Origin of the sequence: Limnohabitans sp., from assembly GCF_040401495.1 — a bacterium.
Classification (GTDB): Bacteria; Pseudomonadota; Gammaproteobacteria; order Burkholderiales; family Burkholderiaceae_C; genus Limnohabitans.
Window position 1 is genome coordinate 125061 of sequence record NZ_JBBAOI010000006.1, and the last position, 25803, is coordinate 150863.

33 protein-coding genes are annotated in these 25803 nt (G+C 46.8%); 22 read left to right on the forward strand and 11 right to left on the reverse strand.

The genetic code is table 11. The features are described 5' to 3' along the window. Positions 1-21: 21 nt before the first annotated feature. Positions 22-228: a hypothetical protein gene (locus tag AC9UEO_RS06465; RefSeq protein WP_509531189.1), complete on the reverse strand. Its 207-nt coding sequence runs from the start codon at positions 226-228 to the stop codon at positions 22-24. A 574-nt stretch (positions 229-802) separates the two neighbouring features. Here AC9UEO_RS06465 and AC9UEO_RS06470 point away from each other — a divergent pair. Both AC9UEO_RS06470 and AC9UEO_RS06475 read left to right on the forward strand, forming a co-directional pair. Next, positions 803-925 carry a hypothetical protein gene (locus AC9UEO_RS06470; RefSeq protein WP_509531191.1) on the forward strand — a complete coding sequence of 41 codons (123 nt, stop codon included), beginning with the start codon at positions 803-805 and terminating at the stop codon, positions 923-925. 30 nt (positions 926-955) lie between these two features. After that, positions 956-3190 (forward strand): SpoIIE family protein phosphatase, encoded by a 2235-nt coding sequence (locus tag AC9UEO_RS06475; protein ID WP_509531193.1) that lies wholly within the window; start codon positions 956-958, stop codon positions 3188-3190. Positions 3191-3297: 107 nt separating this feature from the next. Here AC9UEO_RS06475 and AC9UEO_RS06480 read toward each other — a convergent pair whose 3' ends face one another. The 6 genes from AC9UEO_RS06480 to AC9UEO_RS06505 all read right to left on the reverse strand — a co-directional run bounded on the left by AC9UEO_RS06480 (position 3298) and on the right by AC9UEO_RS06505 (position 7125). Further along, positions 3298-3660, reverse strand: coding sequence for a DUF2237 family protein (locus tag AC9UEO_RS06480; RefSeq protein WP_509531195.1), 363 nt, complete (start codon positions 3658-3660; stop codon positions 3298-3300). Continuing rightward, positions 3653-4147: a low molecular weight protein-tyrosine-phosphatase gene (locus tag AC9UEO_RS06485; protein ID WP_509531197.1), complete on the reverse strand. Its 495-nt coding sequence runs from the start codon at positions 4145-4147 to the stop codon at positions 3653-3655. Before AC9UEO_RS06485 ends, AC9UEO_RS06480 begins: the two co-directional genes overlap by 8 nt. Before the next feature lie 14 nt (positions 4148-4161). Then, positions 4162-5682, reverse strand: a complete 1521-nt coding sequence (locus AC9UEO_RS06490; protein WP_509531199.1) for a cryptochrome/deoxyribodipyrimidine photo-lyase family protein — start codon at positions 5680-5682, stop codon at positions 4162-4164. Positions 5683-5707: 25 nt separating this feature from the next. Continuing rightward, a complete protein-coding gene (locus tag AC9UEO_RS06495; RefSeq protein ID WP_509531201.1) occupies positions 5708-6154 on the reverse strand; it encodes a DUF3429 domain-containing protein in 447 nt (148 codons plus the stop codon). Positions 6155-6166: 12 nt separating this feature from the next. Continuing rightward, on the reverse strand, positions 6167-6694 hold the full coding sequence (locus AC9UEO_RS06500) for a hypothetical protein (protein ID WP_509531203.1): 528 nt from the start codon (positions 6692-6694) through the stop codon (positions 6167-6169). Positions 6695-6837: 143 nt separating this feature from the next. Beyond that, positions 6838-7125 (reverse strand): TIGR03643 family protein, encoded by a 288-nt coding sequence (locus AC9UEO_RS06505; protein WP_509531205.1) that lies wholly within the window; start codon positions 7123-7125, stop codon positions 6838-6840. Between the two features lie 154 nt (positions 7126-7279). Here AC9UEO_RS06505 and AC9UEO_RS06510 point away from each other — a divergent pair, with 154 nt between their 5' ends. Genes AC9UEO_RS06510 through AC9UEO_RS06520 form a run of 3 tightly spaced genes read left to right on the forward strand, consistent with a single transcriptional unit; the run spans position 7280 to position 8278 of the window. Further along, positions 7280-7594, forward strand: coding sequence for a hypothetical protein (locus AC9UEO_RS06510; RefSeq protein WP_509531207.1), 315 nt, complete (start codon positions 7280-7282; stop codon positions 7592-7594). 34 nt (positions 7595-7628) lie between these two features. After that, positions 7629-7862, forward strand: a complete 234-nt coding sequence (locus tag AC9UEO_RS06515) for a PA2433 domain-containing protein (RefSeq protein WP_509531271.1) — start codon at positions 7629-7631, stop codon at positions 7860-7862. Positions 7863-7903: 41 nt separating this feature from the next. Next, positions 7904-8278 (forward strand): thiol-disulfide oxidoreductase DCC family protein, encoded by a 375-nt coding sequence (locus AC9UEO_RS06520; RefSeq protein WP_509531209.1) that lies wholly within the window; start codon positions 7904-7906, stop codon positions 8276-8278. Between the two features lie 13 nt (positions 8279-8291). On the opposite strand, the gene AC9UEO_RS06525 is transcribed toward AC9UEO_RS06520, so the two are convergent. After that, positions 8292-8843 (reverse strand): DUF427 domain-containing protein, encoded by a 552-nt coding sequence (locus AC9UEO_RS06525; protein WP_509531211.1) that lies wholly within the window; start codon positions 8841-8843, stop codon positions 8292-8294. Between the two features lie 158 nt (positions 8844-9001). On the opposite strand from AC9UEO_RS06525, the gene AC9UEO_RS06530 reads away from it, so the two are divergent. The 17 genes from AC9UEO_RS06530 (at position 9002) to AC9UEO_RS06610 (ending at position 23172) form a co-directional block, all read left to right on the forward strand. Next, positions 9002-9643 (forward strand): LON peptidase substrate-binding domain-containing protein, encoded by a 642-nt coding sequence (locus tag AC9UEO_RS06530; protein ID WP_509531213.1) that lies wholly within the window; start codon positions 9002-9004, stop codon positions 9641-9643. Positions 9644-10005: 362 nt separating this feature from the next. After that, complete coding sequence (locus AC9UEO_RS06535) at positions 10006-10953, forward strand: LysR family transcriptional regulator (RefSeq protein ID WP_509531215.1); 948 nt, start codon at positions 10006-10008, stop codon at positions 10951-10953. 133 nt (positions 10954-11086) lie between these two features. Beyond that, entirely contained in the window at positions 11087-11593 is a 507-nt protein-coding gene (locus tag AC9UEO_RS06540; protein ID WP_509531217.1) for a cupin domain-containing protein, read from the forward strand. A 34-nt stretch (positions 11594-11627) separates the two neighbouring features. Further along, on the forward strand, positions 11628-12635 hold the full coding sequence (locus tag AC9UEO_RS06545; RefSeq protein ID WP_509531219.1) for a hydroxyquinol 1,2-dioxygenase: 1008 nt from the start codon (positions 11628-11630) through the stop codon (positions 12633-12635). Positions 12636-12680: 45 nt separating this feature from the next. Next, positions 12681-14192 (forward strand): aldehyde dehydrogenase family protein, encoded by a 1512-nt coding sequence (locus tag AC9UEO_RS06550; RefSeq protein WP_509531221.1) that lies wholly within the window; start codon positions 12681-12683, stop codon positions 14190-14192. Positions 14193-14202: 10 nt separating this feature from the next. Next, positions 14203-15264: a maleylacetate reductase gene (locus AC9UEO_RS06555; protein ID WP_509531223.1), complete on the forward strand. Its 1062-nt coding sequence runs from the start codon at positions 14203-14205 to the stop codon at positions 15262-15264. Between the two features lie 31 nt (positions 15265-15295). Beyond that, complete coding sequence (locus tag AC9UEO_RS06560; protein WP_509531225.1) at positions 15296-16549, forward strand: ABC transporter substrate-binding protein; 1254 nt, start codon at positions 15296-15298, stop codon at positions 16547-16549. Positions 16550-16568: 19 nt separating this feature from the next. After that, complete coding sequence (locus AC9UEO_RS06565) at positions 16569-17288, forward strand: ABC transporter ATP-binding protein (RefSeq protein WP_509531227.1); 720 nt, start codon at positions 16569-16571, stop codon at positions 17286-17288. Positions 17289-17290: 2 nt separating this feature from the next. Next, positions 17291-17992 (forward strand): ABC transporter ATP-binding protein, encoded by a 702-nt coding sequence (locus AC9UEO_RS06570; RefSeq protein WP_509531229.1) that lies wholly within the window; start codon positions 17291-17293, stop codon positions 17990-17992. 2 nt (positions 17993-17994) lie between these two features. Next, entirely contained in the window at positions 17995-18849 is an 855-nt protein-coding gene (locus AC9UEO_RS06575) for a branched-chain amino acid ABC transporter permease (RefSeq protein WP_509531231.1), read from the forward strand. Between the two features lie 12 nt (positions 18850-18861). After that, on the forward strand, positions 18862-19881 hold the full coding sequence (locus tag AC9UEO_RS06580) for a branched-chain amino acid ABC transporter permease (RefSeq protein ID WP_509531233.1): 1020 nt from the start codon (positions 18862-18864) through the stop codon (positions 19879-19881). After that, positions 19881-20084, forward strand: coding sequence for a Dabb family protein (locus tag AC9UEO_RS06585; RefSeq protein ID WP_509531273.1), 204 nt, complete (start codon positions 19881-19883; stop codon positions 20082-20084). The genes AC9UEO_RS06580 and AC9UEO_RS06585 overlap by 1 nt, the downstream gene beginning before the upstream one ends. A gap of 10 nt (positions 20085-20094) precedes the next feature. Beyond that, on the forward strand, positions 20095-20916 hold the full coding sequence (locus AC9UEO_RS06590; RefSeq protein ID WP_509531235.1) for an intradiol ring-cleavage dioxygenase: 822 nt from the start codon (positions 20095-20097) through the stop codon (positions 20914-20916). 27 nt (positions 20917-20943) lie between these two features. After that, entirely contained in the window at positions 20944-21657 is a 714-nt protein-coding gene (locus tag AC9UEO_RS06595) for a 3-oxoacid CoA-transferase subunit A (protein ID WP_509531237.1), read from the forward strand. An 11-nt stretch (positions 21658-21668) separates the two neighbouring features. Beyond that, positions 21669-22313 (forward strand): 3-oxoacid CoA-transferase subunit B, encoded by a 645-nt coding sequence (locus tag AC9UEO_RS06600; protein WP_509531239.1) that lies wholly within the window; start codon positions 21669-21671, stop codon positions 22311-22313. 184 nt (positions 22314-22497) lie between these two features. Next, positions 22498-22929 carry a putative quinol monooxygenase gene (locus AC9UEO_RS06605; protein WP_509531241.1) on the forward strand — a complete coding sequence of 144 codons (432 nt, stop codon included), beginning with the start codon at positions 22498-22500 and terminating at the stop codon, positions 22927-22929. A 3-nt stretch (positions 22930-22932) separates the two neighbouring features. Further along, positions 22933-23172, forward strand: a complete 240-nt coding sequence (locus AC9UEO_RS06610; RefSeq protein ID WP_509531243.1) for a CDGSH iron-sulfur domain-containing protein — start codon at positions 22933-22935, stop codon at positions 23170-23172. A 199-nt stretch (positions 23173-23371) separates the two neighbouring features. On the opposite strand, the gene AC9UEO_RS06615 is transcribed toward AC9UEO_RS06610, so the two are convergent. The 3 genes from AC9UEO_RS06615 to AC9UEO_RS06625 form a co-directional block, all read right to left on the reverse strand. Beyond that, complete coding sequence (locus AC9UEO_RS06615) at positions 23372-24790, reverse strand: serine hydrolase domain-containing protein (RefSeq protein WP_509531245.1); 1419 nt, start codon at positions 24788-24790, stop codon at positions 23372-23374. 280 nt (positions 24791-25070) lie between these two features. Next, positions 25071-25346, reverse strand: a complete 276-nt coding sequence (locus AC9UEO_RS06620; RefSeq protein ID WP_509531247.1) for a type II toxin-antitoxin system RelE/ParE family toxin — start codon at positions 25344-25346, stop codon at positions 25071-25073. Further along, positions 25343-25567 carry a ParD-like family protein gene (locus AC9UEO_RS06625; protein WP_509531249.1) on the reverse strand — a complete coding sequence of 75 codons (225 nt, stop codon included), beginning with the start codon at positions 25565-25567 and terminating at the stop codon, positions 25343-25345. The genes AC9UEO_RS06620 and AC9UEO_RS06625 overlap by 4 nt, the downstream gene beginning before the upstream one ends. Positions 25568-25803 lie beyond the last annotated feature (236 nt).

Genomic DNA, 25803 nt, shown 5'->3' on the forward strand with positions numbered 1-25803 from the left:
AACAAATTTCCTAAGTCATCTTCATTCAAGTTGATGTTGGTTGATGCGATTGCTATCTGATCGATCAGTAGCAATATCAACGATTTGTTTATCTTCTGCAAGATCATCACTTTTCATTGCATTTGGAAAACACATTTTTTCACCTTCCCATAGTTGGCCACACCAACAAACGCCTTCGACATTGATGATGCAAGTACCCGTTCCACAGCATCTTGCGTCTTCAGTCATGGGTACTCCTTTGAATGATAAGGTGGATTTAGCATTTGGCTCTTCAGTGATCTGCAATATGGCGATCATTGAACTTCATTGATGGATCCCTCAAAGTACGATTAATCTATCAACTCCAAGAAAGTGCATATTACAACTTTACAAATAAAAAGCAGCTTATTAAATTTTTGACCCTGAATTTGACCCTTTTGGCACACACATCATTGAGGACAGCAAGCACTTGAAAATTTGAAACAATGGAGCGCTGTTAGCGAGGTTTGGCTGTGTCGAGGCACACTTGAGTCAGTTGTTGCCCTCTATGCAAATCTAGATCAAAGCAAGACTATCGATGAGTTTGTTGAACTGTTTTTGAGCTTTGACTTGATTCGAGCTCGCAGTTTGACAGTCTAGGTTGTAAACAGTTACCTAATCGTCGATTAATACGACAGTAGCACTTGGTTCTTTAGCTCAAAAAAAATTAAATAATTAATATTAAGTATTTGCATAGTGTTATGAAAAGATCAATATCTGCATAATCTTAATAACCGTACAAAAAAACTATTCAAAAATCGAATTTATTTTTAGGGATTAACTTATGACCTCGACAGAAAGAAAAATGGCAGCGATTATTGCCATGGATGTAACCTCTTACTCTGAAAAAATGGGGAGAGATCATGAAGTTTTTTTGTTGCTAGCTCTTTTATTTCCGTATAAATAATTTAATTTACAAATGTTCAATGGAGCTTTTATGCAAATTGCAAAACTACTATTTTTATCTCTTGGGTTTTATTTCGGTTTTGCTACTGCCCAATCAGCCTATCAATTGAATGACAACACACCAATCAGGTTCAAGGATACTGAGAACGTTTTGGTTTTTGAAGATAGCTCAAACAAACTTTCTTTTACTGACATAAAAGAAAAATTAAGTGAATTTGTTCCAGCTAAAGACTTCAAAAGCGTTACATCTACCAGCACCTATTGGATATCTCAAAAAATAAAAAGTAATGTCGATCACGATATCAGTCTAAGAGTTAACCAAAATAGCGGTTGGATGGTTAGTCAAACTAATGTGATTAACCCCAACGGGGTTGTCAATGAGTTAGCTGCTCAAGGAATGGTGGGTAATACTAATTATTTTTCAAAAATTAACCCTGACGTTACGCCATCAAAAAATATCAAAGATACAAGCGCGACTTTCATATTAAAAGCTAATTCAGAAGTCCAACTCATCACGCAATTAAAAGCGTTCCCTACGTTCGCATTTTATAGACCCAATGTTTTTTCTATACAAGTAATTGATTCTGTTTATTATTCAGACTTCAGGCGCTATACGCTTTACTTAGAAGGGGCTATGTTTGGTGTATTGATTGCATTATGTATCTTTGGTATGTATTCAGCAATACAAAATACAGATAGCACTACCTTGGCTTATGCCGCATGGTTGATCTTAGCTTTAATGACTACCTTAGGATTGCCTATCTTCGATGGACAACGGTTTCTGGAACTCTTTTCTTCTTTGAAATTCATTTATTTGGATGATTTGATTTCCCCAGAATACAGGCCATTTACACCTATAAATATGACCATTACGGGATACTTTTTTGTGCTGATTGTTCATTTGCAATTGGCCTTGTATGTTGTATTTACTAGAAATTTTATAAATACAAAATCTCACTTTCCTAAAGTACATCTTTTAACCAATTTTTGGTTTGTTTTTTTACTTGGCTATAGCTTCATCTGGCAAATTTATATTGGCGATGCATTAATGCAGAAATTACAAAATATTCATTTGACACTGAATGTATTTATTTTGCTTTGTTTGTTTTATTGTTGTTATCGTCGCTACTTGATGGGTTTGAGCATCGCCAAATTTTTTTTACTGGCAATGATTCCTTATTTACTTTTTAGAACCTCATATGTTTTGGGTTTAGTGGGTATTCCATCGCCTTTCTCTTTTCTTCCTAATTCAGGCTTTGGATTATTTTTACAATATTCTTGGACCAATCAGGCCTTTGGCATTTGTTGTGAAGCCATCATCATGTCCCTCGCTACTGTTTCAAGGATGCGCTCTATTCAGTCGGAATTAACTGAAACTATTCAAGCACAAAAAACCCTTGTTGAAAACCAAAACTTGGTGCTTGAAGAGACGGTTGCCGAGCGCACCAAAGAACTGGCCGAGCAGCACCAAGAACTTGATGAGGCCCATCAGTTGGTGGTGGGTTCGGTCAACTATGCCAGCCGTTTGCAACGTGGTCAGTTACCAAGACAGATGCGCATAGATGGGCGCTTTGCATCGTTTGCCACGATCTGGGAACCGCGTGACACCATTGGTGGCGACTTGTATTGGTTGTCCAGTTCGCAGCAGTCTGGACCATTTGTGTTGGCTGTGGCTGATTGCACAGGACATGGCGTACCGGGCGCTATGTTGTCTTTGCTGGTCAGCAACTCTTTAGAACGCATTTACGCCAACGACACCTCGCAGGATCCTGCCGCTGCGCTGATGTCACTCGATCACTATGTCCGCACCGGTCTGAACCAAGACCGCCCCGATAGCGAAAGCGACGATGGATGTGACGCTGCGGTGCTGAGGATTGACCGAGACAAGCAAATGATTGAATTTGCCGGTGCCAAACTGGGTTTGTTTCAGGTTAGTGCCAATGGAGATGTCATCAGACACCAAGCCGCAAGGTGCAGTTTGGGCTACCAAGACGCCATTGAAGCCAAAGACAAACCCGAGGTACAAACCATTCGCTACCAAGCAGGCGACGCCTTTGCCATCGTCACCGATGGCTTGACCGATCAGATTGGTGGGACAGGTGTTGTCAAAGTGTCCTATGGCTACAAACGCATTGAAACTATTCTCAAGACAAACTATGGTGAGAATGCACAAACCATTGCTGATGCTGTTCATGCTGACTATGCGGCTTGGCAGGGAGCTCAGAATCGCAGGGACGATGTGACCGCGATCGTGTTCAAGCTTTAACGGCATGGCTTTTGACCATGCTTTTTTGAATTTTGATTCATGCAGACATCTTTTTCTAGTTCGATGACATAGATGAAGCGGCGTTCTTTAGGCAAGGAGATGAGGGTTCAGTGCCTTGATCTCAGTTGATCGAGCGTGACAAATTCAAGTGCCTTTTGGTGGGTGCTTTCCAAAATCACAGGAGGTGCAACACCTGCCGCCAAGGCCTCTTTCCAGCGCAAGGCACACAGGCACCACTTGTCACCATGTTTGAGCCCTTTGAATCTGTATTCAGGTCGAGGTGTCATCAAGTCGTTGCCCTGCTTGAGGGTGAAATCCAAAAATTCCTGCGTGATGCGGGCGCAAACAACATGACTGCCATGGTCCTGACTGTCAGTCTTGCAGCAGCCATCCCTGAAAAATCCGGTTAGCGGGTCATAAGAGCATGGAATTAAATCGGTACCGAGTACGTTGAGTGCTTGCTCACTCATGGCTGTGCATTTTCTTGATCACAAACTTCATCAAACCCTCTGAAGCTTCCTCAACCAAATCGAGAACGTGTTCAAAATTCTTCTCGTCACCGTAGTAGGGGTCAGGAATTACAGTGGCTTTGGATGTTGTAAGAAACTCTGCAAACCCTCGGATTTTGTGTTGTAAATGAGAAGGACAACGTTGCTCAAGTAAGGTCCGGTTGTCCCAATCCATGGTGATAAGCAGGTCAAATTTTTCAAAATCGCTATCGTTGACAGCCCGAGCCCTTAAGTGGGAGAGGTCGTATCCACGTTTCAGAGCATGCGATTGACTGCGCGGATCAGGAGGAGAGTTGGGGTGGTAGTTGTGAGTACCCGCTGAGTCGACATGTATTGAGTCAACAAGTTTGCTCTTGAGCAGTTTTGCTTTAAATACGCCTTCTGCAGTAGGGCTGCGACAAATGTTACCCATGCAAACAAATAAAATTTTCAAGTTGTAAGTATTCATTTTTTTGTGCAAAGTTAAAAATCAAATCCCAGTTGTTGCTTGTCTTCACTGTGAAGCAGAGATGGCTTGAAAGCGGAATTTGGCTTCTTGCGTGACGCATGCTTTTCAACCACTTCTTTTTTACCGGCCCGGACGGATGGCGTTTGCCTCAGTTGGTGAAGTCTTTGTTTGGATTCTCGCGTGGCAGTGGCCAAGTCCACCAAGGGCTCAACGATATCCAAGTCCACTTCACGGCTCATGAGTGTGTCATGGCGAATCAGCCAGGGTTGGAACAACCAAGCCTGTGGAACTTTGCGCATGCGAGGCAACCAGCGCTTGACGAATTGTCCGTGGGGATCGTGGTCTTGGGCTTGCTTGATCGGGTTGTAAACCCGTGTGGTGTTTATTCCTGTGGTTCCAGATTGCATTTGCAATTGGCTCCAATGAATGCCAGGTTCGTAGTCTAAAAATTGTGTGGCCAACCATTCGCCCACCGGACGCCAGTGCAACCACAGAGGGTAAGCGGCCACTGAAACCAACATCGCACGCATACGAAAGTTCAGCCATCCCGTTTCCCTGAGCATCACGACGCAGGCATCAACCATGGGCCAGCCAGTTCTTGCATTTTTCAGCGCTTCAAAATAATCCAAATTGAAATCTTGCTCTCGCAGTCCATCGTAGCCACGGTGCATGTTTCGCCATTCAATGGCAGGTTCACTCTCCAGCTTTTGGATGAAATGGCAATGCCAATGCAGGCGACTTAAAAAGCCAGTCAAGCCAGCGCGGTGGCGACTGGCTTGTGGTGGCAACAGTTCAATTTGTGTTCTTGTTTGCTGCACAACTTCGCGCATGCTGATGCACCCGTAGGTCAAGTAAGCCGACAAGCGTGAGCAAGCATCTGGGGCACTTAGAGGAGAGGAGATACCACCTCGGTAGCCGATGCTGCGAGCGGTGAGAAAACTGTGCAGTGTTTTCAAGGCCAGCTTGCGCCCACCAAGCTGTCGCTGTGGCGGGTAGTGTTGCAAATGGGATGGGGCCCTCAACGCCAAACCATCGGCGCCGGCTGGTCGCCAAAAACTAAGTATTTCGACATTTGACTGAGGCATGCGCATATGTCGTTCCCACTCGCGTTGCCACATGTCACGATTCTTCAAGCCTCTGACGACCCCAAATTGAGGGAATTCATGCCAAGGAATGCCACGGTGTTTAAACCAGTCTGCCACTTTCAGGTCGCGTGCAAAAGTCCATCCGTTGCCAGTTTCCTCGTGTGAAAACATGCCATTGAATGGAGCCTCTTGCCAAATAGCAGACAAAACGGTGAGCATGTCGCCATGATGTATTTCTATTTCCCCGCCTAGAGTCCTTAAATGTTCGTTCAAATCTTGCAATGATTCACGAATGAATTCAAAGTGCTGAAGGGCGGCATCGGGTTGCAGCCATAGTTCTGGCTCAATGACGTAGATACAGCGAACCGGCCCTTGTTGGCTCGCCTGCGCAAGCGCCTCATGGTCATGCCAACGCAAATCGCGCTTGAACCAGATTAAGGCATAACTCATGTTCAATGACTTTGAATGTGGGGTATCAGAGCATGTTGGACACTACAACAGGTAGAGCCAAGCAAATGCCAGCTATCACTGTGAGCTGAAGTCTCATGCTCAGCCATTGGCCTACTCCAAATTTTGGGTAACGTTTGAAGTCAATAAAAAAACAAATCCACAGTGTGATGAATTGAATTGCAAGCCCCCAATGGGTGTCAACAATCAAACTGACCCAGGCTACAAGGCTGGGAATCACTCCCCAAATAATGGCAATCCGATCTGGCTGTTCCTCCCGCATGGTAAGCCCCCAATGGATAGCGCCTAAGAAACTGATGATGGTTGCGCCATAAGCCAACAAGCTGAACAACACAGCTGAATGATGGCCGTCACGCCATAAAACCGACATGGCAGACAGGCCAATGAATGGAATTAATCCTGCATAGCCAATAGCTCTCGCGGTCAATGTCGGTGAGGATAGATTTGTTTGCATGTCGTCGAAGATTTAGTTGAACGATTTTGATTGAGGGTCAAAGCAATTGATTAGTTGCGCAGGTATGGCTTCAACTTGGTGAGACAGGTAGTCACGAATGAAAGGCGCTGACTTGTGTGGGTTGGTGTAGCCACTCCAAATTCCTTCAGCAAGGATAGACGGAGCCGAGTTTGAGTTTTGAATCAGGACTACGGCTGGTAAGAGATTTTTGAACTCAACTTCCACCACAAGCCACGAATCCTTAGACCAAACACTTGCTATTTGAGATTGACTTGAGTCAGGTGGGCTGTAGTCGCTTATCAAGGTTTGGGCTATTTGGTACTTGGGTTGTGTTGGCAAAACTCTCTCAACATTTTTACAATTTCGAGTCGCGCGAGTCACTTCATTCTTCAGATTTCCAATCAAATCTATAGGTCGATCGTCAATGGTGAGTAGATAGCCCAAGTCATCTTGAATCCAGTTGATGTGGGAAGCTACCACTGCTATCAAAGCTATTGACAGTAGTATCAATTGTGTTTTTTGTTTCTTGAAGGGCATCATTTGTTAAGGCTACTGGCATGTACATCTTTTCACCATCCCAGGTTTGGCCACACCAGCAAACGCCTTCTTCGTTGATGATGCAAGTACCGGTTCAACAGCATCTTGGGTCCTCAGTCATGGGTGCTCCTTTAGTTAAGGCAGGTTTAGCAATTGGCTCTTCGGTGATCTGCAATTTGTCGGTCATTGAACTTCATGGATGGGTCTCTCAAAGCGCGATGCTTGGTTGCTCTGCCCGCAACCCGCTTTCTCCATATGCTGTAAGACCGGGGCTTTAACTCAGACCTCATCAGACGGATGACTTCTGCTTCTGAGAGTCCCATGCGTTCTTTGATGGTCTCAAATGAAGTACGGTCTTCCCAAGCCATTTGAATCACATGGGAAATGTCCCCAGCAGTTAATTCCTTGCAGTTCACGAACTTGATGAATGACATGGTGAGTACTTGTTTTGAGGTTTGGAAAAAATGAATGAATAGGTTTTGTATAGATTAAATTAAGCTCAACGCCATCATAATACAGATAATAACGACATTATGCTAGATTAATTAGACGTATGTTTATGTTTTGAATCAAAAAAGGGGAGTCAAAATGAAAGTCAGTTACATGTTGTTCAATCAATCAGAGTTTGGAAATGGCATCCCTTTAGGCATGGCCTGGCAGTGGATCCACTGCATTGAGGACGAGAAACAATTGATCCCAATCCTGAGAAAAGTGCAGAAAATAATAAAAGAAAACTGGCTCACTTTCACAAACTTCACTGTGGACAAAAACAATGAAATAGAAAGGTTTATGGGTGTGGCCAACGACATCTTCAGAAATCAGATTTACTATGACGACAAGTTAAATCCAGAACGAATTTTTTATATCAATGAAGACTTGAGAAGCGAAGACGAAGATGTTTGAGTTTGGTTTTTTTAACTTTACTAAAGGAAAAATGATGAAAAAATTTGCAGTTCTATCCCTGTTTTTTGTTGCGAGCATGGCATTTGCACACAACTGCCCCAATGAAATGAAAGCCATTGATGCAAAGATGACAAGTGCCAAACTGTCTGATGCAGATTTAGCGAAGGTTAAGGCTTTGCGTGAAGAAGGCGAAAAATTCCACAAGGCCGGCCAGCACGATGAATCCATGAAAGCGCTTGGTGGAGCTAAAAAGATTCTGGGGATCTGATTGGCGCACCTCCACTTGAAAGCTCTTACCGAGTTTGTGCAATGAGCGCTTTACTGGAGGTGTTCTTTGATGGGTCATGCCCCATGTGCAGGCGAGAAATTGCCTACTATCAAGCTCTTGATGTTTCTCGCAGCTTGGCATGGGTGGACATATCCCTAAATCATGTCATTTGTCCAGATGGCTACTGTCAGACAGATTTGCTCAAGCGTTTTCATGTGAGAAAACCTGACGGTCAGATGTTTAGCGGCGCAGCGGGTTTTGCTTTGATGTGGACATTCTTGCCTGGTGCATGGAAATATGTAGGGCGTGTCGCAAGCGATGGGCCAGTGACTTCCTTGCTTGAATTTGCTTATCGAGCCTTCTTACCAATACGACCCTGGCTGCAACGAAGAGCTAGGGCAGTGCTTGAAAAATAGATTCCAAGAGCTGTTACCAGTCATTGCTGTTGGGTTCACCCTTGAATGGCCCTGATAGATCTGGTGTGATCCACCCTCCATAGAACCCTCCGGCCTGTGGAATAACTTTTTGACCATCCACTGTGCAATCGAGATTGTGCGCATAAAAAGCAATGCAATCAGCCAGCGGCTCTGCTCCCGCCAGTGGTTGCGGATAGCTCCAAGCAACGCGTGGCAAACGATGTTCACCATCCACCAGATCCCAATAAAACGCAGGGCCTTTCCACTCGCAAAATGAGCCTTGACCTGCAGGTTTCAACATTGCATTCTTCACGTTCGACATCGGCAGATAAAAAGTGGGAGGGTGCGAGGTCTCTCTTACCGCCCAAGCGCCACAAGTTTGAGCTACCACAGACTTGCCCCATCGCACCAAGATCTCACGCTTGTCACGGATGAGTTCTGGTGGGCGCGGGAAATCCCAAACTGACATTTGGCCTTGCTTAGGAACTTCTGCAAAAGATGGTCGATTCTTACCTCGCCAATGCCATTGCGCTCGCGCTTGTTGCAAATTATTAAATTCATCCATAAGCTTCTTTACCTCATTCGCGGACTAGTGGCATTCATTGCCTTGGCAACATCAACCAAGCATTAGATAGACTGTAAGGCCAATAACTTGTTCATTCTCGGCTTGTAACCATCAGAGGGTCTGCGATCAGGGCAGACTCGATCGAAATCAGAGTGTTTATGACAGATTCCAAGATGCATCAAATTCCGCTATTCCCACTTTCACATGGCCTGTTTCCGGATGGCTTGCTGTCGCTCCAAATATTCGAGGTGAGATATCTGGACTTGATCAAACGTTGCTATCAACAGCAACTGCCGTTCGGCGTGGTGTGGCTGAAAAAGGGAAGTGAGGTACAAGTTCCTGGAGAGACGCCTTTATTGCACGCCTTCGGATGCTGCGCGCACATTCGAGAGTTGGAACAGGTGCAACCCAATTTATTTCATGTCATTTGCCAAGGTGGACTTCGTTTCGAATTGAACGACACGATGCCTGGACCTTATGGTGTCTGGCAAGGCAAAATCACAACGATTGCACAAGACCCAGAGATTGAATTACCTGTGTACTTAGAGCATCATGCTGCACGGTTGGGGAAACTCATTTCAAATGCTCAAAAGCAGGGACAACTTCATCGATTACCCATTTCGCAACCCTATCTTTTAGACCAATGCGGATGGGTGGCCAATCGATACGCTGAAGCTTTAGGCGTCAGTGCGGAATTGAAGGTCCAACTCTTATCCGAACTTGATCCATTGAAGAGATTGGAAACCATCGATTCATTGATGGGGCAGGGTGGGGATGCTTCGCAGCTGAATGAGGGTTAGAGATGAACCATCATGCTTAACTTCGATTTGGTGATGTACACACCCTTGCATTGCTGCTAGGGCTATTTATTTGGCTCCATACTTGGACACCAAATATCGTGATCCCCTTTGCCATGCCTTTCAAAATGGCATCCACTCGCTGTCAATAGTCGAATGAGTTCAGGCGTAAAGCTTGTTCACATTAGTTAATTGGAGTGGCGAAAGCAGATCCGTGTCTAGCCTCACTTTTGGTTCAGTTCATTGAGAACTTCTTTTTTTTGGATGCTCCTATTGAACAGGGCTAAACTTTGAGTTCACAATAGGATTCAGACAAGACAGTTGACGGATTTGCAACTCAGCCAAGGTAACGTATATTTGAACGTATGGACAGACTTCAAAACATCGAAACCTTTGTGCGAGTAGCGCAAACGCAGAACTTCACAGAAGCTGCCAGGCAACTGCGTATCGCAAGGTCCGTTGTAACGAACCGCATACAACAGCTTGAGGAGTATGTGGGTGCACCGCTATTTCACCGAAGCACCAGAGTTGTTCGATTAACTGAAGTTGGTCAGGCATTTCAACGAGATTGCACAGAGCTTGTATCTAAAGCAAGCGATATCGTCGATCAGATGAGAGACGTTCGTGGATCACCGGCAGGAACACTCAGTGTGCACGCGTTGACAGGATTTGTATTGGGTCGCTTCGCTTCCGTGATACATGAATTCCAGGAAACCTATCCAGATATCAAATTAGATCTAAACGTAAGTGATGCAGTCGTTGATCCAGTTAAAGCTGGTGTAGATTGCGCTTTACAAATATTTCCTCCCACTTCGACAGAGTTGATTGCTCGGCCCTTATTTCCGGTTCGACGGGTTTTTTGCGCAACTCCCGCTTATCTTGAAAAGTTTGGAATTCCAAAAAATCCCAGGGAACTGCACGAACATAGTTTGGGTTTGTATTCACGCTATCCCACCAGAGACCAATGGACTTTTCATCACGAAGGAAATGAAATCACTTTGTATCTCAATGCAAAATTACTGACTAACAGCGTTCATTTATTGAAAGAGTACGCCATGGAGAATGCTGGAATTGTTTGCCTGCCCACACTGGTCGCTTCGGATGCGATCAGGGACGGTTTATTAAAAGTAGTGCTCCCTGATCACTTACTTTCTGCCTTCTGGTTGTCGGCTGTGTATGCAGAAACGTCCAGAAATGCCTTCAAACTTCGACTATTCATTGAGCATATTTCCGCTCAATTCAAGCGGCTCCCGCCTTGGGATGCTGAACTTATCGACAGCGGATTGATATCAAAATCCATTGTTACTGCTTAAAAATTAGGGTTATCCCCCGCTATTGTTCGTATATTACGAACAATAAGGTCGATGGTTAATGGGTTCCTATGAAGTCCCATTGCTCTTAAAGTGCTTCCACCTGCAGCAAGGCTGTAAATCATTGGAGACTGAAATGAGCTTGCAATATGAAACCAAATTTGGCTCGCTGAAGAATTTCGAAAAAGGTCGCGTGGAGCCCATCGCAGATGACGTGAAGCATTACGTCTTCTCAAACTGCTTTGATATTGCGAATAAATCTAAGCCTTACGAAAAAGTAGTTTTTGGAAAAAATCAAATTTATGTCCTTGAGGTTCTCAGAGCAGAGGGTGCTTCACCTTGGTTCACTTGTGCACACGATGAGTTCGCTTTGAACATGGATACTGATATCGAAATACATCTCATCAAGTTAGATCCATCTCAAGTGGTGAAGGACGAAGAAAAAAATGGTGCCGTTTTGGTCAACGGTGAACCCAAAGGTCAAAAAATGGGTTGGATGAAGCTCAAGCGCGGCCATCAAGGCATGCTCCCCAAAAACACCGCATATCAATTTCGTTCAACTGAGCCCAGTGTCGTGGTCCTTCAGACATGTCAAGGTGACTTGTCGGTTGAGAAGTGGGCTGATATTTGTCAAGCCGCTTAATTGCACAACACAATTCTTTTCGAAAGATCAAATCATGCAAGCTCAACAAGTAACTTCCTCAAGTTATTCATCTAAGCCACATACGGTAACTGGGTATCGTGAATTTCGTCTCGGATCGTTCGGGTTCAGACGTGATGAATATTTTGCCCACATCACATGGACGACCCGTGATGGCCGCCCACTGTCTCACACCATGGATATTCGCAATTTCTTAGCTGCTCTCATGCGAGACGTTGCTTGGGGGTTCTTCTATGGCGGTGTGAATTTTGATAACGTGATTGGAACTGTTAACCATTACACGTCTGTAGATTTACAGGCAGGCGCGTTCAATGGAACCATGAAAGAAGCAGGCGTTGATATTCTTGAAAATTTCCCAACCGATCAAATCAAAACGGTGTTTGAAGACATGTTGGACGACTGGACCAACGAAGGCTTTGATCCGTTTGCAGCGCCTCAAGAGACTGGGCAGCCCTATGGTCGCAAAAATGGTCATAACAAACCTGCTATTACACGTGCTCGTGAACTCGCCACAAGATGCGTGGGTTTGAAAGGCGATTTGGCTTTGCGAACAGATGAGCGTGGCGCACCTGTTAATCGACAGTTCAAAGACGTGCCTCAAGATATGCCTGAATTACACCCAGAGCCTGGCTTTGAAAATGAAGTTCATGCATTCAACTTGTTTGCTTTTTTGAGCCGTTCACAAGTTACTTGGAATCCCTCTTTCACAAGCGTTGTCAAGCACAGCTATATGTGTCCAACAACTGAAGAGCACATCCTTCCCATCTTGCATTCCAACGATCGGGTTGAATGGTTCTTTCAAATGAGTGATGCTATTGATTGGGATTGTTCACACAAAGATACTGGACAACCATTGGCAAGAGTCATTATGAAGGCAGGCGACATGGCTGCGATGCCTGCGTACTGCCGCCATCAAGGCTTCAGTCCCAAGCGGTCCATGTTGTTGGTTTGGGAAAACGGCTCGCCTAAATTGGTGTACGAAATTGCCAATGGCCAAGCCCCTCAAGTACCTGTTACTTTCTAAACATCACCATCAATCAACTCTCGCACGAGCGGGAATGGAGCTTTTATGAATCTTGCAGACATTGCATCTGCTGCTGGTTTGCGTTCGCCTGTTCGTCACCAATTGTTCATCAACGGTCAATTCGTTGATTCAGTATCTGGTGAAACCCTGGCAACTCTTAATCCACATGACAACTCCATCATTACTGAGGTGTCCATGGCTGGAAAGCAAGATGTTGACAACGCAGTAACTGCTGCCGAAAACGCATTTCCAGCTTGGAGTCGAATGGCTGCGATGGACCGCGGACGCATATTACTCAAGCTCGCTGATTTGATTGAAGCCAACTCAGAGGAATTAGCTAGGTTGGAATCTTTGGATACGGGTCACCCAATCAGAGATTCCAGAATGCTGGATGTACCTAGAACAGCTGTCACCTATCGCTACTTTGGCGGAATGGCTGATAAATTTCAAGGCGAGCAAATTCCTGTGGAAGCTGGCTTTTTAAATTACACCTTGAGAGAGCCTGTCGGCGTCGTAGGTCAAGTGGTGCCTTGGAACTTTCCCTTGATGTTCACCAGTTGGAAGATGGCTCCGGCTCTTGCCGCAGGCAATTGCATTGTGATGAAACCAGCAGAGATCACACCGCTGTCGTCACTGAAGATTGCAGAATTGATGTCTGAAGCCGGCATGCCTGATGGCGTGGTGAACATCATTCCTGGCTTGGGTCATGTGGCAGGGCAATACATGGCTGAACACGAGCGGATTTCGAAGATTGCGTTCACCGGAAGCACAGCCACTGGTCGCAAGATTGTGCAGGCCAGCGCAGGGAATTTAAAGAAGGTGCAACTTGAACTTGGTGGTAAGGGTGCCAACATTGTTTTTGAAGATGCCAATTTGATGGCAGCTGTCAATGGCGCTGCATGGGCTATTTTTCACAATCAAGGCCAAGCTTGTATTGCTGGATCTCGGTTGGTACTGCATGAAAAAATCGCCGATGCCTTTTTAGAAAAATTCATTCCGCTTGCCAAAAGCATTCGACTTGGAAATCCACTTGATCCCCAAACTGAAATGGGTCCTTTGACCAGTTTGATGCACCGAGATCGGGTGTTGAGTTACGTTGACATTGCTCGCAGCCAAGGTGCAGAAATTTTGGCGGGTGGTGTAGCACCTAAAGGTGATTTGGCATCGGGTTGCTATATTGAGCCTACAGTTGTAAGAGCAAAATCTTGGAAAGATCGAGTTGCTCAGGAGGAGGTGTTTGGCCCCTTCGTTACCGTCATCACCTTCAAAGACGATGCAGAGGCGCTTCAAATAGCTAACGGCACCGAATATGGTTTAGGCGGTGGCTTGTGGACCAACAACTTGCAGCGAGCCCACAAATTTGCCCGTGACATGAAAAATGGCATGGTTTGGATCAATTGCTACAAGCGGGTCAATCCAGGTTCGCCATTTGGAGGTGTTGGCTTGTCTGGCTACGGAAGAGAGATGGGCTTTGATGCAATGCGTGAATATACGCAAGTCAAAAGTATCTGGGTCAATGTGGATGCACAGTTGAGTCCACATTACCCTCGTATCTAAAGAACAATCCATGAAGCTTTTCAATTTCACTTCCTTACCTTCAAGGGTTATTTTTGGGGATGGAAGTCTTGTTCAAGTCAAACAAGAAATTGAGCTTCTTGGGGCAAAACGTGCATTGGTTTTGTGTACGCCAGAACAAAGAGTTTTGGCGCAACAAGTAGCGGATTTATTGGGCAACTGTGCGGCAGGGATATTTGATCGAGCCGTGATGCATGTTCCGATTGAAGCCGCACAAGAAGCCAGAAAAGTGGCCTCTGAATTAGGTGCAGACTGTGCAGTTGCCGTGGGTGGGGGGTCTACAACGGGATTGGGCAAGGCCATTGCCTTGGTCTCCAATCTCCCGATTTTGGCCATACCCACCACTTATGCTGGCTCGGAAATGACACCCATCTATGGCATCACAGAATCGGGGGTTAAAAAAACCGGCCGTGATAGCCGAGTACTCCCCAAGACAGTGATTTACGACCCCAGCCTAACGGTGGGCTTGCCTATTCCACTTAGCGTTACCAGTGGTATCAATGCCATTGCGCATGCAGCTGAAGGTTTGTATGCCCATGATGGTAACCCTATCATGAATTTGTTAGCCGCCGAAGGTATTGCTGCCTTGGGTCGTGCATTGCCGGGTATTGGCCGTGATCCTTCTGATATGGATGCAAGAAGCGATGCGCTTTATGGTGCTTGGTTGTGTGGAACTGTATTGGGTCATGTTGGTATGTCGCTGCACCATAAGCTTTGTCATACCTTGGGCGGTAGTTTCAATTTGTCTCATGCTGAAACACACACCATAGTCTTGCCGCATGCATTGGCCTACAACGCCAAACACGCCCCTGCCGCTATGCAGATCATTGCCCACGCGCTGAATGCCTCCGATGCGCCATTGGCCGTCTACAACTTGGCCCACGCCAATGGAGCGCCAACAGCGCTGCGCGACATCGGCATGCAAGAAAAAGACATCGATCACGCATGCCAATTGGCCATGCAAAACCAATATCCGAATCCTCGCCCTTTAGAGCAGGTAGCTTTGCGACAACTGTTGCAAAACGCGTTTGAGGGTGAGCAACCTCATTCTTGATTTTTTTATTTCAACCACAAAGGAGACAGCGATGAAAAGTTCACGCAGAACGATAGTGAAAAGCATGTTTGCAGCTGCTGCAATCACGTCTGTGCCCATGGCATGGGCGGCAGATGTTGTGAAGATTGGTTATGTTTCACCTCAAACGGGTCCGTTGGCGCCGTTTGGTGAGGCTGACAAATGGGTTATCGAACAGATGAAAGCGGCTTTCAAAGATGGCATCACCATTGCTGGCAAAAAGCATGAAGTGCAAATTATTTTGAAAGACAGTCAGTCCAACCCCAACCGCGCAGGCGAGGTGGCCAATGACCTGATTCTGAAAGATAAAGTGTCATTGCTTCTGACAGCGGGTACGCCCGAGACGTCTAACCCTGTCAGTGACGTCGCAGAATTGAATGAAATTCCCTGTATTTCAAGTGTGGTGCCATGGCAGCCATGGTTCTTTGGACGCAAAGGAGATCCAGCCAAAGGCTTCAATTGGACTTACCATATTTTTTGGGGCTTGGAAGATGTGATCGCCAATTTCACCAATGGGTGGAAAAGTGTTCAGACTAACAAAAAAGTGGGTGGTCTCTTCCCCAATGATGGTGACGGTAACGCATGGGGCGACAAAGAACTCGGATTCCCCAAACCACTGTCGCAAATGGGCTTCACACTGACAGACCCAGGTCGCTTCCAGAACGGTACCCAAGACTTTAGCGCTCAAATTGCTGCATTCAAAAAAGAGGGCGTTGAAATTGTGACTGGCGTGGTGATTCCTCCAGATGCCAAAACTTTTCTGACACAAGCCAAGCAACAAGGTTTCAAGCCCAAAGTCATCACCTTAGGTAAAGCTTTGTTGTTCCCTGGTGCCATCGAAGCCTTGGGTGATTTGGGTGACGGTCTGACAACTGAAGTGTGGTGGAGTCCTTCTCATCCCTTTACTTCAAGCCTGACCAAGCAAAGCGCCAAGGATTTGGCCGAGTTCTATGAGTCCAGCACTAAAAAACAATGGACTCAGCCCATCGGTTTTGCACATGCATTGTTTGAAGTGGCCTCAGATGCACTCAAACGAAGCAAGTCTTTGAAGGCAGCTGACGTGCGCGACGCCGTCGCCGCTAGTAAATTGAAAACAGTGGTCGGCGATGTCGCATGGGGAGGCCAAGGTCCTTTCAAGAATGTCAGCAAAACACCGCTGGTATTGGGTCAATGGAACAAGGGTAAAAAGTACAAGTACGAGTTGTCCATTGTCAATAACGAGACTGCCAAAAACATCCCGACAGACTCTAAATTGCGTCTGAACTGATCGCCACAGGCCATCGGTCATGTCATTGTTAGCTCTGCACGCTGTATCGAAGTCGTATGGCGCTCTGAAAGTCACAGACAACATCAGCTTGTCTGTGGCGCGAGGTGAAACGCTGGGAATTCTGGGGCCCAATGGCGCTGGCAAGACCACGTTGTTCAACTTGATTTCAGGCGACACGAAAGTCGATGCTGGACGGGTGGTGTTCAGAGGCGATGACATGACTGCTGTGCCGCCTCATCTGCGTTGCAGATCGGGGATTGGCCGCAGCTACCAGGTTCCACAACCATTCTCCAACATGAGTGTGTTTGAAAACTTGGTGACTGCGGCATGTTTTGGTGGTGGAGAAAACGAAACGCAGGCTTGGGAAACAGCCTTTGAAGTTTTGCAGCAAACCGGCTTGATTGCATTTGCCAATCAAGCTGCTGGGTCGCTCACGCTCTTGAATCGCAAGCGATTGGAGTTGGCCCGGGCGCTGGCCACTCGGCCCGAGTTGCTGTTGCTAGATGAAATTGCAGGCGGACTGACTGAACATGAAGCTCAAGAACTGGTTGAAGAACTCAAGCGAATCAAGAATACTGGCGTGACGATGATCTGGATTGAACATGTCGTCCATGCTTTGTTATCGGTCGCAGACAGACTCTTTGTTGTGAATTTTGGTCAAGAACTGGCACAGGGCTTGCCGAATGAGGTCATGAATGACCCTGAGGTTAAACGCGTCTACATGGGTATGGAAGTCTGACCATGGATCCCATACTGCGCACCCAGTCCCTAGAAGCTTTTTACGGCGATGCACAAGCACTGTTTGGCATTGACTTTGAATTGTTCGCTGGAGAGTTGGTAGCCATCATCGGTGCCAACGGCGCGGGCAAATCCACATTTCTCAAATGCTTGACGGGCTTGATCAAAGTGCCACGCCAAGCCATTCATTGGAAAGGTCAAGCAATGGGTGGCTTGCCCACAGGGGATATCGTCAAGTCTGGACTGACCATGGTGCCTGAAGGCCGACGATTGTTCCCCTCCCTCACGGTTGAAGAAAACTTGATGATGGGAGCCAACGCCCAAAGAAAGGGCGCTTGGAATTTGGCCAGAATTTACAAACTCTTTCCTATCTTGAAAGAAAAAAGAGCCTTGCCCAGCACGTCACTGTCGGGTGGTCAGCAGCAAATGATCGCCATCGGTCGGGCGTTGATGAGCAACCCCGAAGCGTTGCTCTGTGACGAACTGTCACTTGGACTGGCACCGATTGTCATCAAGGAAATTTACAGTGCAATGCCCGAAATCACCTCGGAGGGTATGACTGTCGTTATCGTTGAACAAGATGTCGCCATGGCAAAGCTAGTTTCAAAAAGACTGTATTGTTTTCAAGAAGGCAGGGTCTCCTTGCAGGGTGATTCGCAGAGTTTGACCCATCAAGCAATAAGCCAAGCTTATTTTGGGGTTTAAGTGTGGAAACCCTGATTCAAGGCATTCTTTTAGGCGGTCTTTACGGTTTATTCGCACTGGGTTTATCGCTCATGTTTGGAGTGATGCGGTTGACTAACACCGCCCATGGTGACTTCATCATCTTGGGGTCATTTGCAAGCTTGGCATTGGTCTCAAGTGGATTGTCGCCACTTCAAACATTGCTGGTTACGTTGCCCTTGGCGTGGGTATTGGGTTATGGCTTGCAGCGTTATATTTTGAATGGCACTCTAGGAAAAGATCCCTTGCCTTCTTTGGTCGTGACATTTGGACTGTCAATCGTTACTCAAAACTTCTTGTTGGAAATTTTTTCAGCTGACCCCAGAGCCATTGAATCCGATGGCTTCAATACCCTTGGATTTGCAATCTCCGAGTCCATATCAATTGGTTTGTTGCCTATGTTGATCTTGGTATTGGCGCTGTTGGCCACATTCTTTTTACAGTGGTTGTTTAAAAATACCCATATGGGCAGAGCCTTCAGAGCCGTCTCTGATGACCCTGAAATAGCCGAACTCATGGGGCTGAATGCACGTCAGGTATATGCCTCTGCTACCGGATTGGCCTTCGTACTCATCTCCATCTCGGGTACCCTGCAAGGCATGCGCACCACCGTGTCACCTTCGGATGGTCCATTGCTTTTGTTGTTTGCCTTTGAATCAGTCATCATTGGTGGCATGGGCAGCTTCTGGGGCACTTTGGCTGGGGCCATGTTGCTGGGCGTTGCGCAGCAGATCGGATTTCGATGGGATCCGGGTTGGGGGATTTGGTGCGGACACATGATGTTCTTGATCATTTTGATCGTGCGGCCTCAAGGCTTGTTTCCAAAGACCAGGGACTGATTGACAAGCATCATGCAAACCACTTTCAACGTCATTCGTAATTCATCCACCAGCAAGGCATTCTTCACGGTCAGTGGATTAACCCTTGTGTTGGCCGCCACATTGCCGTTTTGGGGCGAATCCAGTTGGATGAGGGAGTTTGTGGAAATTGCCTGCTATTTGATTTTTGCCATGATGTGGAACTTATTGGCCGGGTACGGCGGCATGGTTTCCATCGGTCAACAAGCCTTTTTCGGTTTGGGTGGGTATGTGATGTTGGTTTGTGGCAATTTTGCGGGCATCAATCCATTCATTGCCATCTTGATCGGGGCGTTGGTTGCCGGCTTGCTCGCTATCCCGATTTCTTGGGTAGCCTTCAGACTTCAAGGCGGTTACTTTGCAATTGGCACCTGGGTGATTTCAGAAGTGATCCGCTTGAGCATTGCCAACATGCAATGGGTGGGCGGTGGATCGGGCACCTCATTGACAGCCTTGCGTGGCATTGATAAAGCCACTAGGGAATCAACCACTTATTGGATGGCGCTGGGATGTGTGGTGCTGTCCATCGCCCTGGTCTATGTGTTCTTGCGAAGCAAGCAAGGCTTGGCACTGTTGGCCATTCGTGACAATGAAACAGCCGCCAAATCCCAAGGCATAGCGGTGGGCCGCATGAAATTGGCGGTTTATGTGGTGGCCGCCATCGGGGCGGGTTTGGCTGGTGCTTTGTATTTCGTCGGCAATCTGCGCATCAGCCCTGATGCCGCTTTCAGTGTCAACTGGACGGCTTTCGCCATTTTCATGGTGGTCATTGGTGGCATTGGTCGCATCGAAGGCCCCATCATTGGCGCATTGATTTTTTGGGCATTGAACAAATTCTTCAGTGACTATGGCACATGGTATTTGATTGGTCTTGGCCTGCTGGCCATCTTCACAACCATTTATTTCAAGCAAGGTATTTGGGGCTATGTGCAGCAACGCTGGGGCATCAGCTTGTTTCCGATCACTCGCAAATTGCAGCCTTCCGTGCGTTGCCCCCCAAAGTTGATGGCTTGATGAAAGTGCAAGTGGGACAAAACTGCGTAGACCACCCCGACGCATGGGATGTGTTGGTGTACATGGTGTTTTCATCTGCCGCGTCACTGGCCTCTTATCAAACGCATCCTATGCATCTGGCCATCAAACAACTGGTAGGACCGATGCGGCTTGAACGTGGTCAAGTAGATTTCGAGTTGGACATCACTGATACAAATACTTAGAAAGAACAAAATGAAGATGAACGATATCACAGCATCCGTCGTTAACAGTTTTTCTCAGACCGAAGATCCCCGGCTACAAGAAATCTTGTCATCCTTAGTCAAGCATCTTCATGCTTTTGCACAAGACGTCAAATTGACTGAAGCAGAATGGTTTCGCGGTATCGAATTCATGACTGCAGTTGGTCAAAAATGCGATGACAAGAGACAGGAATTTATTTTGCTCAGTGACGTGTTGGGCTTGTCCATGCTCACAGTGAGTATGAACAATGACAGACCGAAAGCATGTACTGAATCCACTGTTTTTGGTCCTTTTTATGTTGACAATGCGCCGCATTATGAAAATGGCGAAGATGTTTCCAATGGCGCGACTGGCACACCTTGCGTGGTTCAAGGCAGTGTGAAAAACAGCCACGGTCAACCCATTGCGAATGCCATCATCGACGTGTGGCAGGCCGACGATGAAGGCTTTTACGATGTTCAAAAAGAAAATTTAAGCCATGCACAAGCACGCGGGGTATTGCACAGCCGCCCCGATGGCACCTTTAACTTCAATTCCATTGTGGCCGAGGCCTATCCCATTCCCATGGACGGCCCTGTTGGATCCATGTTGGAGGCTACACACAGATCCCCCTGGAGACCGGCGCACCTTCATTTCATGATCAGGGCTGATGGGTACGACACACTGATTACTCACGTTTTCAAAAAAGGTGATCCTTACTTATCATCAGATCCTGTTTTTGGTGTGAAAGATTCACTCGTTGCAGACTGGGTCACTGGAGAAGATGGCTTGACTACGCTGCATTTTGATTTTGTGTTGAACGCCGCCAGGTAAGTCTTCATCAGATTGTGGAGGAGAGAAATGATCAACAAGATTGCTACTTCTATCGAAGAAGCACTGGCACCCGTCAAGGATGGTTCCACTGTTCTGATCGGTGGTTTTGGTACCGCTGGTATTCCGAATGAACTGATCGATGGCTTGATTGCCCAAGGTGCTCGTGATCTCACCGTGGTCAACAACAATGCCGGCAATGGTGACACGGGCTTGGCGGCCCTTCTCAAGACAGGTCGAGTTCAAAAAATTATTTGCAGCTTTCCTCGGCAAGCAGATTCCCATATTTTTGATGCCGTGTTTCGATCCAAGCAAATAGAACTGGAACTGGTTCCACAGGGCAATTTGGCAGAGCGTTTGCGTGCAGCAGGCGCTGGCATCGGTGCTTTTTTCACACCTACTGGCTTTGGCACCGAGTTGGCAAAAAATCAAGATGGCAGTCCCAAAGAAACTCGGGTGATCAATGGAAAAAGCTATGTGCTTGAATATCCAATTTATGGAGATGTTGCGCTGATCAAGGCTGAGTCTGGGGACCGTTGGGGCAATTTGATTTATAGAAAAGTTGCTCGCAATTTTGGTCCTGTGATGGCCACAGCAGCTCAATTCACGGTGGCTACAGTTCACGAAATTGTTCCCCTTGGTTCAATTGATCCTGAAACTGTGGTGACACCAGGTATTCATGTGTCCAAGGTTGTCAAAATTGATCACAAAGCGACCCAGGCCGGTGGGTTTAAACCTTCTTAATGAATAACCCTATGAGTAATTTTCAAAAGCGCAGCAAGGATGAACTTGCAAAACGAGTGGCACTTGATATTTTTGATGGCGCTTATGTCAATCTGGGTATTGGTCAACCAACCCTTGTCGCCAATCACATTCCAAAAGACTCAGAAATTGTTTTGCAAAGCGAAAATGGTATTTTGGGCATGGGTCCGGCGCCTTCTAAAGAACTAGAAGATTTTGATTTGATCAATGCGGGTAAGCAGCCTGTCACTTTGCTTGCTGGGGGATCTTTTTTCCATCATGCCGATAGCTTTGCAATGATGCGCGGTGGTCATCTGGATATTTGTGTGCTGGGGGCTTTTCAAGTGTCGGCAACAGGTGATTTAGCTAACTGGAGCACTGGGGAGCCTGGTTCTATTCCTGCAGTTGGTGGAGCCATGGACTTGGCTATTGGAGCCAAACAAACGTGGGTGATGATGGATTTATTGACCAAAAGTGGTGAAAGCAAAGTTGTTTCAACATGCACTTATCCATTGACGGCTATTGGCTGTGTAAGAAGAATTTATTCTGACCTGGCTACCCTTGAATGCACGTCTACAGGACTTCGGTTGATTGATCTGGTTCCTGGACTTGAGGTTTTCGAGCTCGAAAGATTAATTGGACTGACTATCCACATATAAAAAATGGCGTCTATTTCCAGACTTTTGATCAAGATCCAAATTTTGCATTACATCTTAATAATGAGGGTATTCCCGTGCTATTGTTCTTAATATACGAACAGTTCTGTCGATCTTTGGTAGATTCCATTTAAAGGGTACACCTGTAAAGTTTTTAACTGTTTTTCAATTCACACTAGGATAAAAAATGAATGCACCTAACAAAACAACACAATTGCAATCCTTGGGGGATGCAAGAAGGAATTTTCTCCAAGCGGCATCTGCGCTCAGCATCGGTTCTGCAATGTCAGTACTTTCTCCATTAGCGTCAGCTCAAACAACAGACAGTTTTGTTTTGGTCACTGTTCAATTGAACTTGAAGCCCGGGAAAGTTGAACCACTTAGCAAAGAGGTTTTAGAAAACGCACTGAAGGAGACAAGACGGTTCGAGGGGCTGATCAGTTTGGAGCTTTACTCTGAGCAAGGTAGTGACACTGTTTTGATTTTGGAAAAATGGAAAAGCAGGGCGCATAACGAGAAATACCGCGAATGGAGAAAAGCCTCTGGCTTTGGTCCAGTGGTTGCTCCCTATGTCACCGGCCCCTCTGTTGTTCGGTATTTTGATCCCAGACCAGAATAAATCATGAATCCCTTCGTACCCCAAAAAGCACCTTACAAAGTTAATGTTCAAGCCGGTGAAAGCTACTACTGGTGTTCATGTGGTCAGAGCAAGTCTCAACCCTTTTGCGATGGATCTCACAAAGTCAGTGAGTTTGTGCCAATGAAATTTGATGCGACTGAGACTAAAGAGGTTTATTTCTGTGGCTGTAAGAACAGTTTGAATAAACCGTTCTGTGATGGTGCGCATAATAAATTGCCTTAAACGTTACCTCCTAGCTCCTGAGTGACATCTAAGAGTTGACACCATAGGTCTATGTGCCATTGACTAAGGCCATCGAACGTGTAATGTACGTGCCACGTGCCGCCGGATTTAGATTTTATACAACCATCTTCTGCTGCGGTGTGGATGCAGTCTGGGAGCCAGAGCTATTTTCAGTAGCCCCGTTGCATCTTCATTTGTTTCAAGGAATCTGCTTCAATGCCTTTAGCACATCGACCACCAGCCTGTCCTGTTTGTATTCGATACCGTTGGGGTCGACGCCGGTTCTGACAATCACCACATCATGGCCGGGCACCACGGTCACGTACTGCCCTTTGTTGCCAAAGGTGGTGTAAGTACCTTTGGGCACGTCTGGCATGGTGTCGAGAAGCCAAAACTGTGCGCCATAACCCCATTCACCGGCCACCACCGGCTTGGCGGGTGCCGGCGTGCTGACAAACTGAATCCACCCTTCAGGCAGCAAGCGCTTGCCCTGATGCACGCCGTCCTGATCCAGAAAAATACCGAAGCGGGCAAGATCGCGCGCCGTGGTGTAGACCTGGCTGGAGGCGATGAAATTGCCCGCGTGGTCTACCTCCATGCGCGTGTGGTGCATGCCCAGCGGGTGCAGCAATTCATCATAAGGAAAGCGCAAATAGCGCAAATCGTCGGCCAGTAGGTGACGCAGCGAGCGCATCAGCAGCAAAGTGTCGTTGTTGGCGTATTTCCAGCGGGTGCCGGGATTGACTTCCAACGGTGTGCCGGTGGCAGCGCTGACCACATCCTGACCGCCGAAATACACCGCCGCTGAATTCGCGCCGCCACTGTACAAACCGCTGGACATACGCATCAGCTGTTTGTAGGTGATGCTGCGCCTTGGGTCGCCTTGCGGCCATTCAGGAATGGAAACCGGTTTATCCAAATCTAAAATGCCTTGTTGACTGGCTATCGCCAGCAGGGCGGCACTGATGCTTTTGGCTGTCGACCAGGTGCGGTAGCCACTGTGTATGCCAAAACCCGGACGGTAACGTTCAGCAATCAGCTTGTAATGGTTTTGCTTATCGCGCTTGATCACCAGCACGGCTGTAGTGACGGTGCCCGGCACCTTGGCATACGTCACACCGTCAAAGGCTTTGGCCAATACCGCTTCAAGTTGCGTAAAAGACGGGTCCACGCCATTTGCCGGCAATCCCACTTTGTCTCCTGCTGGAAACGCCAGTGCGCTGACATCGGGCGCAGGCGTATAAGCCACGTTGGGCAGGCGCGGCACATCACTGAGTTGCCAGTGTGGCGGCAATAGCGTGCAGCCCATGTCCGGGCGGTACGCTGCAATGCGGCGGTAAATGTTGAGCGGGTCGGAGGCAAACACCAGTTGGCGCTTTTCATCAATGACCGGGTCCGGAAAACCTTTGCCTTGTACGTCGACGAGTTCAACCTTGAGTATGTCTTTCAAGGGGCGTCCTGCAAAGAAATGGGCCGAACAGGTGAAGATGGCGCGGTAGCCCGCCACTATGTCGTGGGCTTCGTGGTCGGCGGAACCAGCCGGCATTTGGTAGGGCTGGGAGGCAACAGCCAATAAAGGCAGCAAAGCAAAACACAGGAGTTGAATAAAGAATCGCATGTTTTTGATCCGTTGAAATTGCTGATCGTACGTCTGTTTGTATGCGCAGATTGTTGCTCAAGTAGCTACCGCAATCATGCAGACCACCTCTTGCAAAAAATCATCGAAACTCGATCCAATGTTTTTCTTTGACATGTCATTTCCTTTTCAAGATTTTGAGTCGTTCTTCGATTTAATCCATATCTTGTTTTAATGTTTTTTGTTGCAAAAAAAATAGTATGATTTTTGTGATGCGGACCCGAAAAGTTCGGAGGCTGTTACGCTGTCAAATTTGATTCAATTACTTCAAATCGCGGTAAAAATTTTCATGCTGTCCAACTGCCTCAAGATAGACTAATTTAAGTTGTTCGCCTATTGTGTATCCCAGCAAGTAAAGCTGTCCATGACTTCGAAATTTATAAACATACAAGGCCGATAAGTCACCTTTTTTCTTGTCTCCAACCTTTGGAGAGCTCACCACAGCATCAACTGCAGCATCTACATCTGCAGCAATGTTGTCATGCAGTTTTTTATATTGACGCGCAAATCTGCGAGTCTGAACCGCTTGATAGGTCATGCGCCGCTTCGTGGTAGAAAAGGGGTCGCATCGCTACGCGGCGCCTTCATTGAGCCTAATACTTGCACGACAAAATCAATTGGCAATTCTGGATTGTCGATTGCAGCTCGCCCAACACTTGCCCAAAACTCAATCTGACCAGCAATCGTGCGGTGTTCAGCTTTGGCTTCGCTTTTTGCTTGCTCGTATAGTTGGTTGTTAATTCTTACTGGCATACCCATATTTAAACTCCTTTGCTACAAATGTAGTTTAAGTTTAAAGCATGCTAAAAAATTTTCTCAACTGCTATGTGGTGACGCAATTAAATTTTTTTGAAAATGCCACAAATCCTGTGGCATGTATTTGACTCCCTTGCTGGTGCTCGAACAGAGGAGGGAGTAAGTTCGACTCCATACCCGGACCGCTGACATGAGGGTTCTCGAACTCGGAACCCCGAAACCGTGTATTGATTTAGGAC

Excerpts from the sequence above, each read along its gene's own strand:
- AC9UEO_RS06465 (WP_509531189.1), bottom strand. The coding sequence starts at position 228 with ATGACTGAAGACGCAAGATGCTGTGGAACGGGTACTTGCATCATCAAT.
- AC9UEO_RS06470 (WP_509531191.1), top strand. The coding sequence starts at position 803 with ATGACCTCGACAGAAAGAAAAATGGCAGCGATTATTGCCATGGATGTA.
- AC9UEO_RS06475 (WP_509531193.1), top strand. The coding sequence starts at position 956 with ATGCAAATTGCAAAACTACTATTTTTATCTCTTGGGTTTTATTTCGGT.
- AC9UEO_RS06480 (WP_509531195.1), bottom strand. The coding sequence starts at position 3,660 with ATGAGTGAGCAAGCACTCAACGTACTCGGTACCGATTTAATTCCATGC.
- AC9UEO_RS06485 (WP_509531197.1), bottom strand. The coding sequence starts at position 4,147 with ATGAATACTTACAACTTGAAAATTTTATTTGTTTGCATGGGTAACATT.
- AC9UEO_RS06490 (WP_509531199.1), bottom strand. The coding sequence starts at position 5,682 with ATGAGTTATGCCTTAATCTGGTTCAAGCGCGATTTGCGTTGGCATGAC.
- AC9UEO_RS06495 (WP_509531201.1), bottom strand. The coding sequence starts at position 6,154 with ATGCAAACAAATCTATCCTCACCGACATTGACCGCGAGAGCTATTGGC.
- AC9UEO_RS06500 (WP_509531203.1), bottom strand. The coding sequence starts at position 6,694 with ATGATGCCCTTCAAGAAACAAAAAACACAATTGATACTACTGTCAATA.
- AC9UEO_RS06505 (WP_509531205.1), bottom strand. The coding sequence starts at position 7,125 with ATGTCATTCATCAAGTTCGTGAACTGCAAGGAATTAACTGCTGGGGAC.
- AC9UEO_RS06510 (WP_509531207.1), top strand. The coding sequence starts at position 7,280 with ATGAAAGTCAGTTACATGTTGTTCAATCAATCAGAGTTTGGAAATGGC.
- AC9UEO_RS06515 (WP_509531271.1), top strand. The coding sequence starts at position 7,629 with ATGAAAAAATTTGCAGTTCTATCCCTGTTTTTTGTTGCGAGCATGGCA.
- AC9UEO_RS06520 (WP_509531209.1), top strand. The coding sequence starts at position 7,904 with ATGAGCGCTTTACTGGAGGTGTTCTTTGATGGGTCATGCCCCATGTGC.
- AC9UEO_RS06525 (WP_509531211.1), bottom strand. The coding sequence starts at position 8,843 with ATGGATGAATTTAATAATTTGCAACAAGCGCGAGCGCAATGGCATTGG.
- AC9UEO_RS06530 (WP_509531213.1), top strand. The coding sequence starts at position 9,002 with ATGACAGATTCCAAGATGCATCAAATTCCGCTATTCCCACTTTCACAT.
- AC9UEO_RS06535 (WP_509531215.1), top strand. The coding sequence starts at position 10,006 with ATGGACAGACTTCAAAACATCGAAACCTTTGTGCGAGTAGCGCAAACG.
- AC9UEO_RS06540 (WP_509531217.1), top strand. The coding sequence starts at position 11,087 with ATGAGCTTGCAATATGAAACCAAATTTGGCTCGCTGAAGAATTTCGAA.
- AC9UEO_RS06545 (WP_509531219.1), top strand. The coding sequence starts at position 11,628 with ATGCAAGCTCAACAAGTAACTTCCTCAAGTTATTCATCTAAGCCACAT.
- AC9UEO_RS06550 (WP_509531221.1), top strand. The coding sequence starts at position 12,681 with ATGAATCTTGCAGACATTGCATCTGCTGCTGGTTTGCGTTCGCCTGTT.
- AC9UEO_RS06555 (WP_509531223.1), top strand. The coding sequence starts at position 14,203 with ATGAAGCTTTTCAATTTCACTTCCTTACCTTCAAGGGTTATTTTTGGG.
- AC9UEO_RS06560 (WP_509531225.1), top strand. The coding sequence starts at position 15,296 with ATGAAAAGTTCACGCAGAACGATAGTGAAAAGCATGTTTGCAGCTGCT.
- AC9UEO_RS06565 (WP_509531227.1), top strand. The coding sequence starts at position 16,569 with ATGTCATTGTTAGCTCTGCACGCTGTATCGAAGTCGTATGGCGCTCTG.
- AC9UEO_RS06570 (WP_509531229.1), top strand. The coding sequence starts at position 17,291 with ATGGATCCCATACTGCGCACCCAGTCCCTAGAAGCTTTTTACGGCGAT.
- AC9UEO_RS06580 (WP_509531233.1), top strand. The coding sequence starts at position 18,862 with ATGCAAACCACTTTCAACGTCATTCGTAATTCATCCACCAGCAAGGCA.
- AC9UEO_RS06585 (WP_509531273.1), top strand. The coding sequence starts at position 19,881 with ATGAAAGTGCAAGTGGGACAAAACTGCGTAGACCACCCCGACGCATGG.
- AC9UEO_RS06590 (WP_509531235.1), top strand. The coding sequence starts at position 20,095 with ATGAAGATGAACGATATCACAGCATCCGTCGTTAACAGTTTTTCTCAG.
- AC9UEO_RS06595 (WP_509531237.1), top strand. The coding sequence starts at position 20,944 with ATGATCAACAAGATTGCTACTTCTATCGAAGAAGCACTGGCACCCGTC.
- AC9UEO_RS06600 (WP_509531239.1), top strand. The coding sequence starts at position 21,669 with ATGAGTAATTTTCAAAAGCGCAGCAAGGATGAACTTGCAAAACGAGTG.
- AC9UEO_RS06605 (WP_509531241.1), top strand. The coding sequence starts at position 22,498 with ATGAATGCACCTAACAAAACAACACAATTGCAATCCTTGGGGGATGCA.
- AC9UEO_RS06610 (WP_509531243.1), top strand. The coding sequence starts at position 22,933 with ATGAATCCCTTCGTACCCCAAAAAGCACCTTACAAAGTTAATGTTCAA.
- AC9UEO_RS06615 (WP_509531245.1), bottom strand. The coding sequence starts at position 24,790 with ATGCGATTCTTTATTCAACTCCTGTGTTTTGCTTTGCTGCCTTTATTG.
- AC9UEO_RS06620 (WP_509531247.1), bottom strand. The coding sequence starts at position 25,346 with ATGACCTATCAAGCGGTTCAGACTCGCAGATTTGCGCGTCAATATAAA.
- AC9UEO_RS06625 (WP_509531249.1), bottom strand. The coding sequence starts at position 25,567 with ATGGGTATGCCAGTAAGAATTAACAACCAACTATACGAGCAAGCAAAA.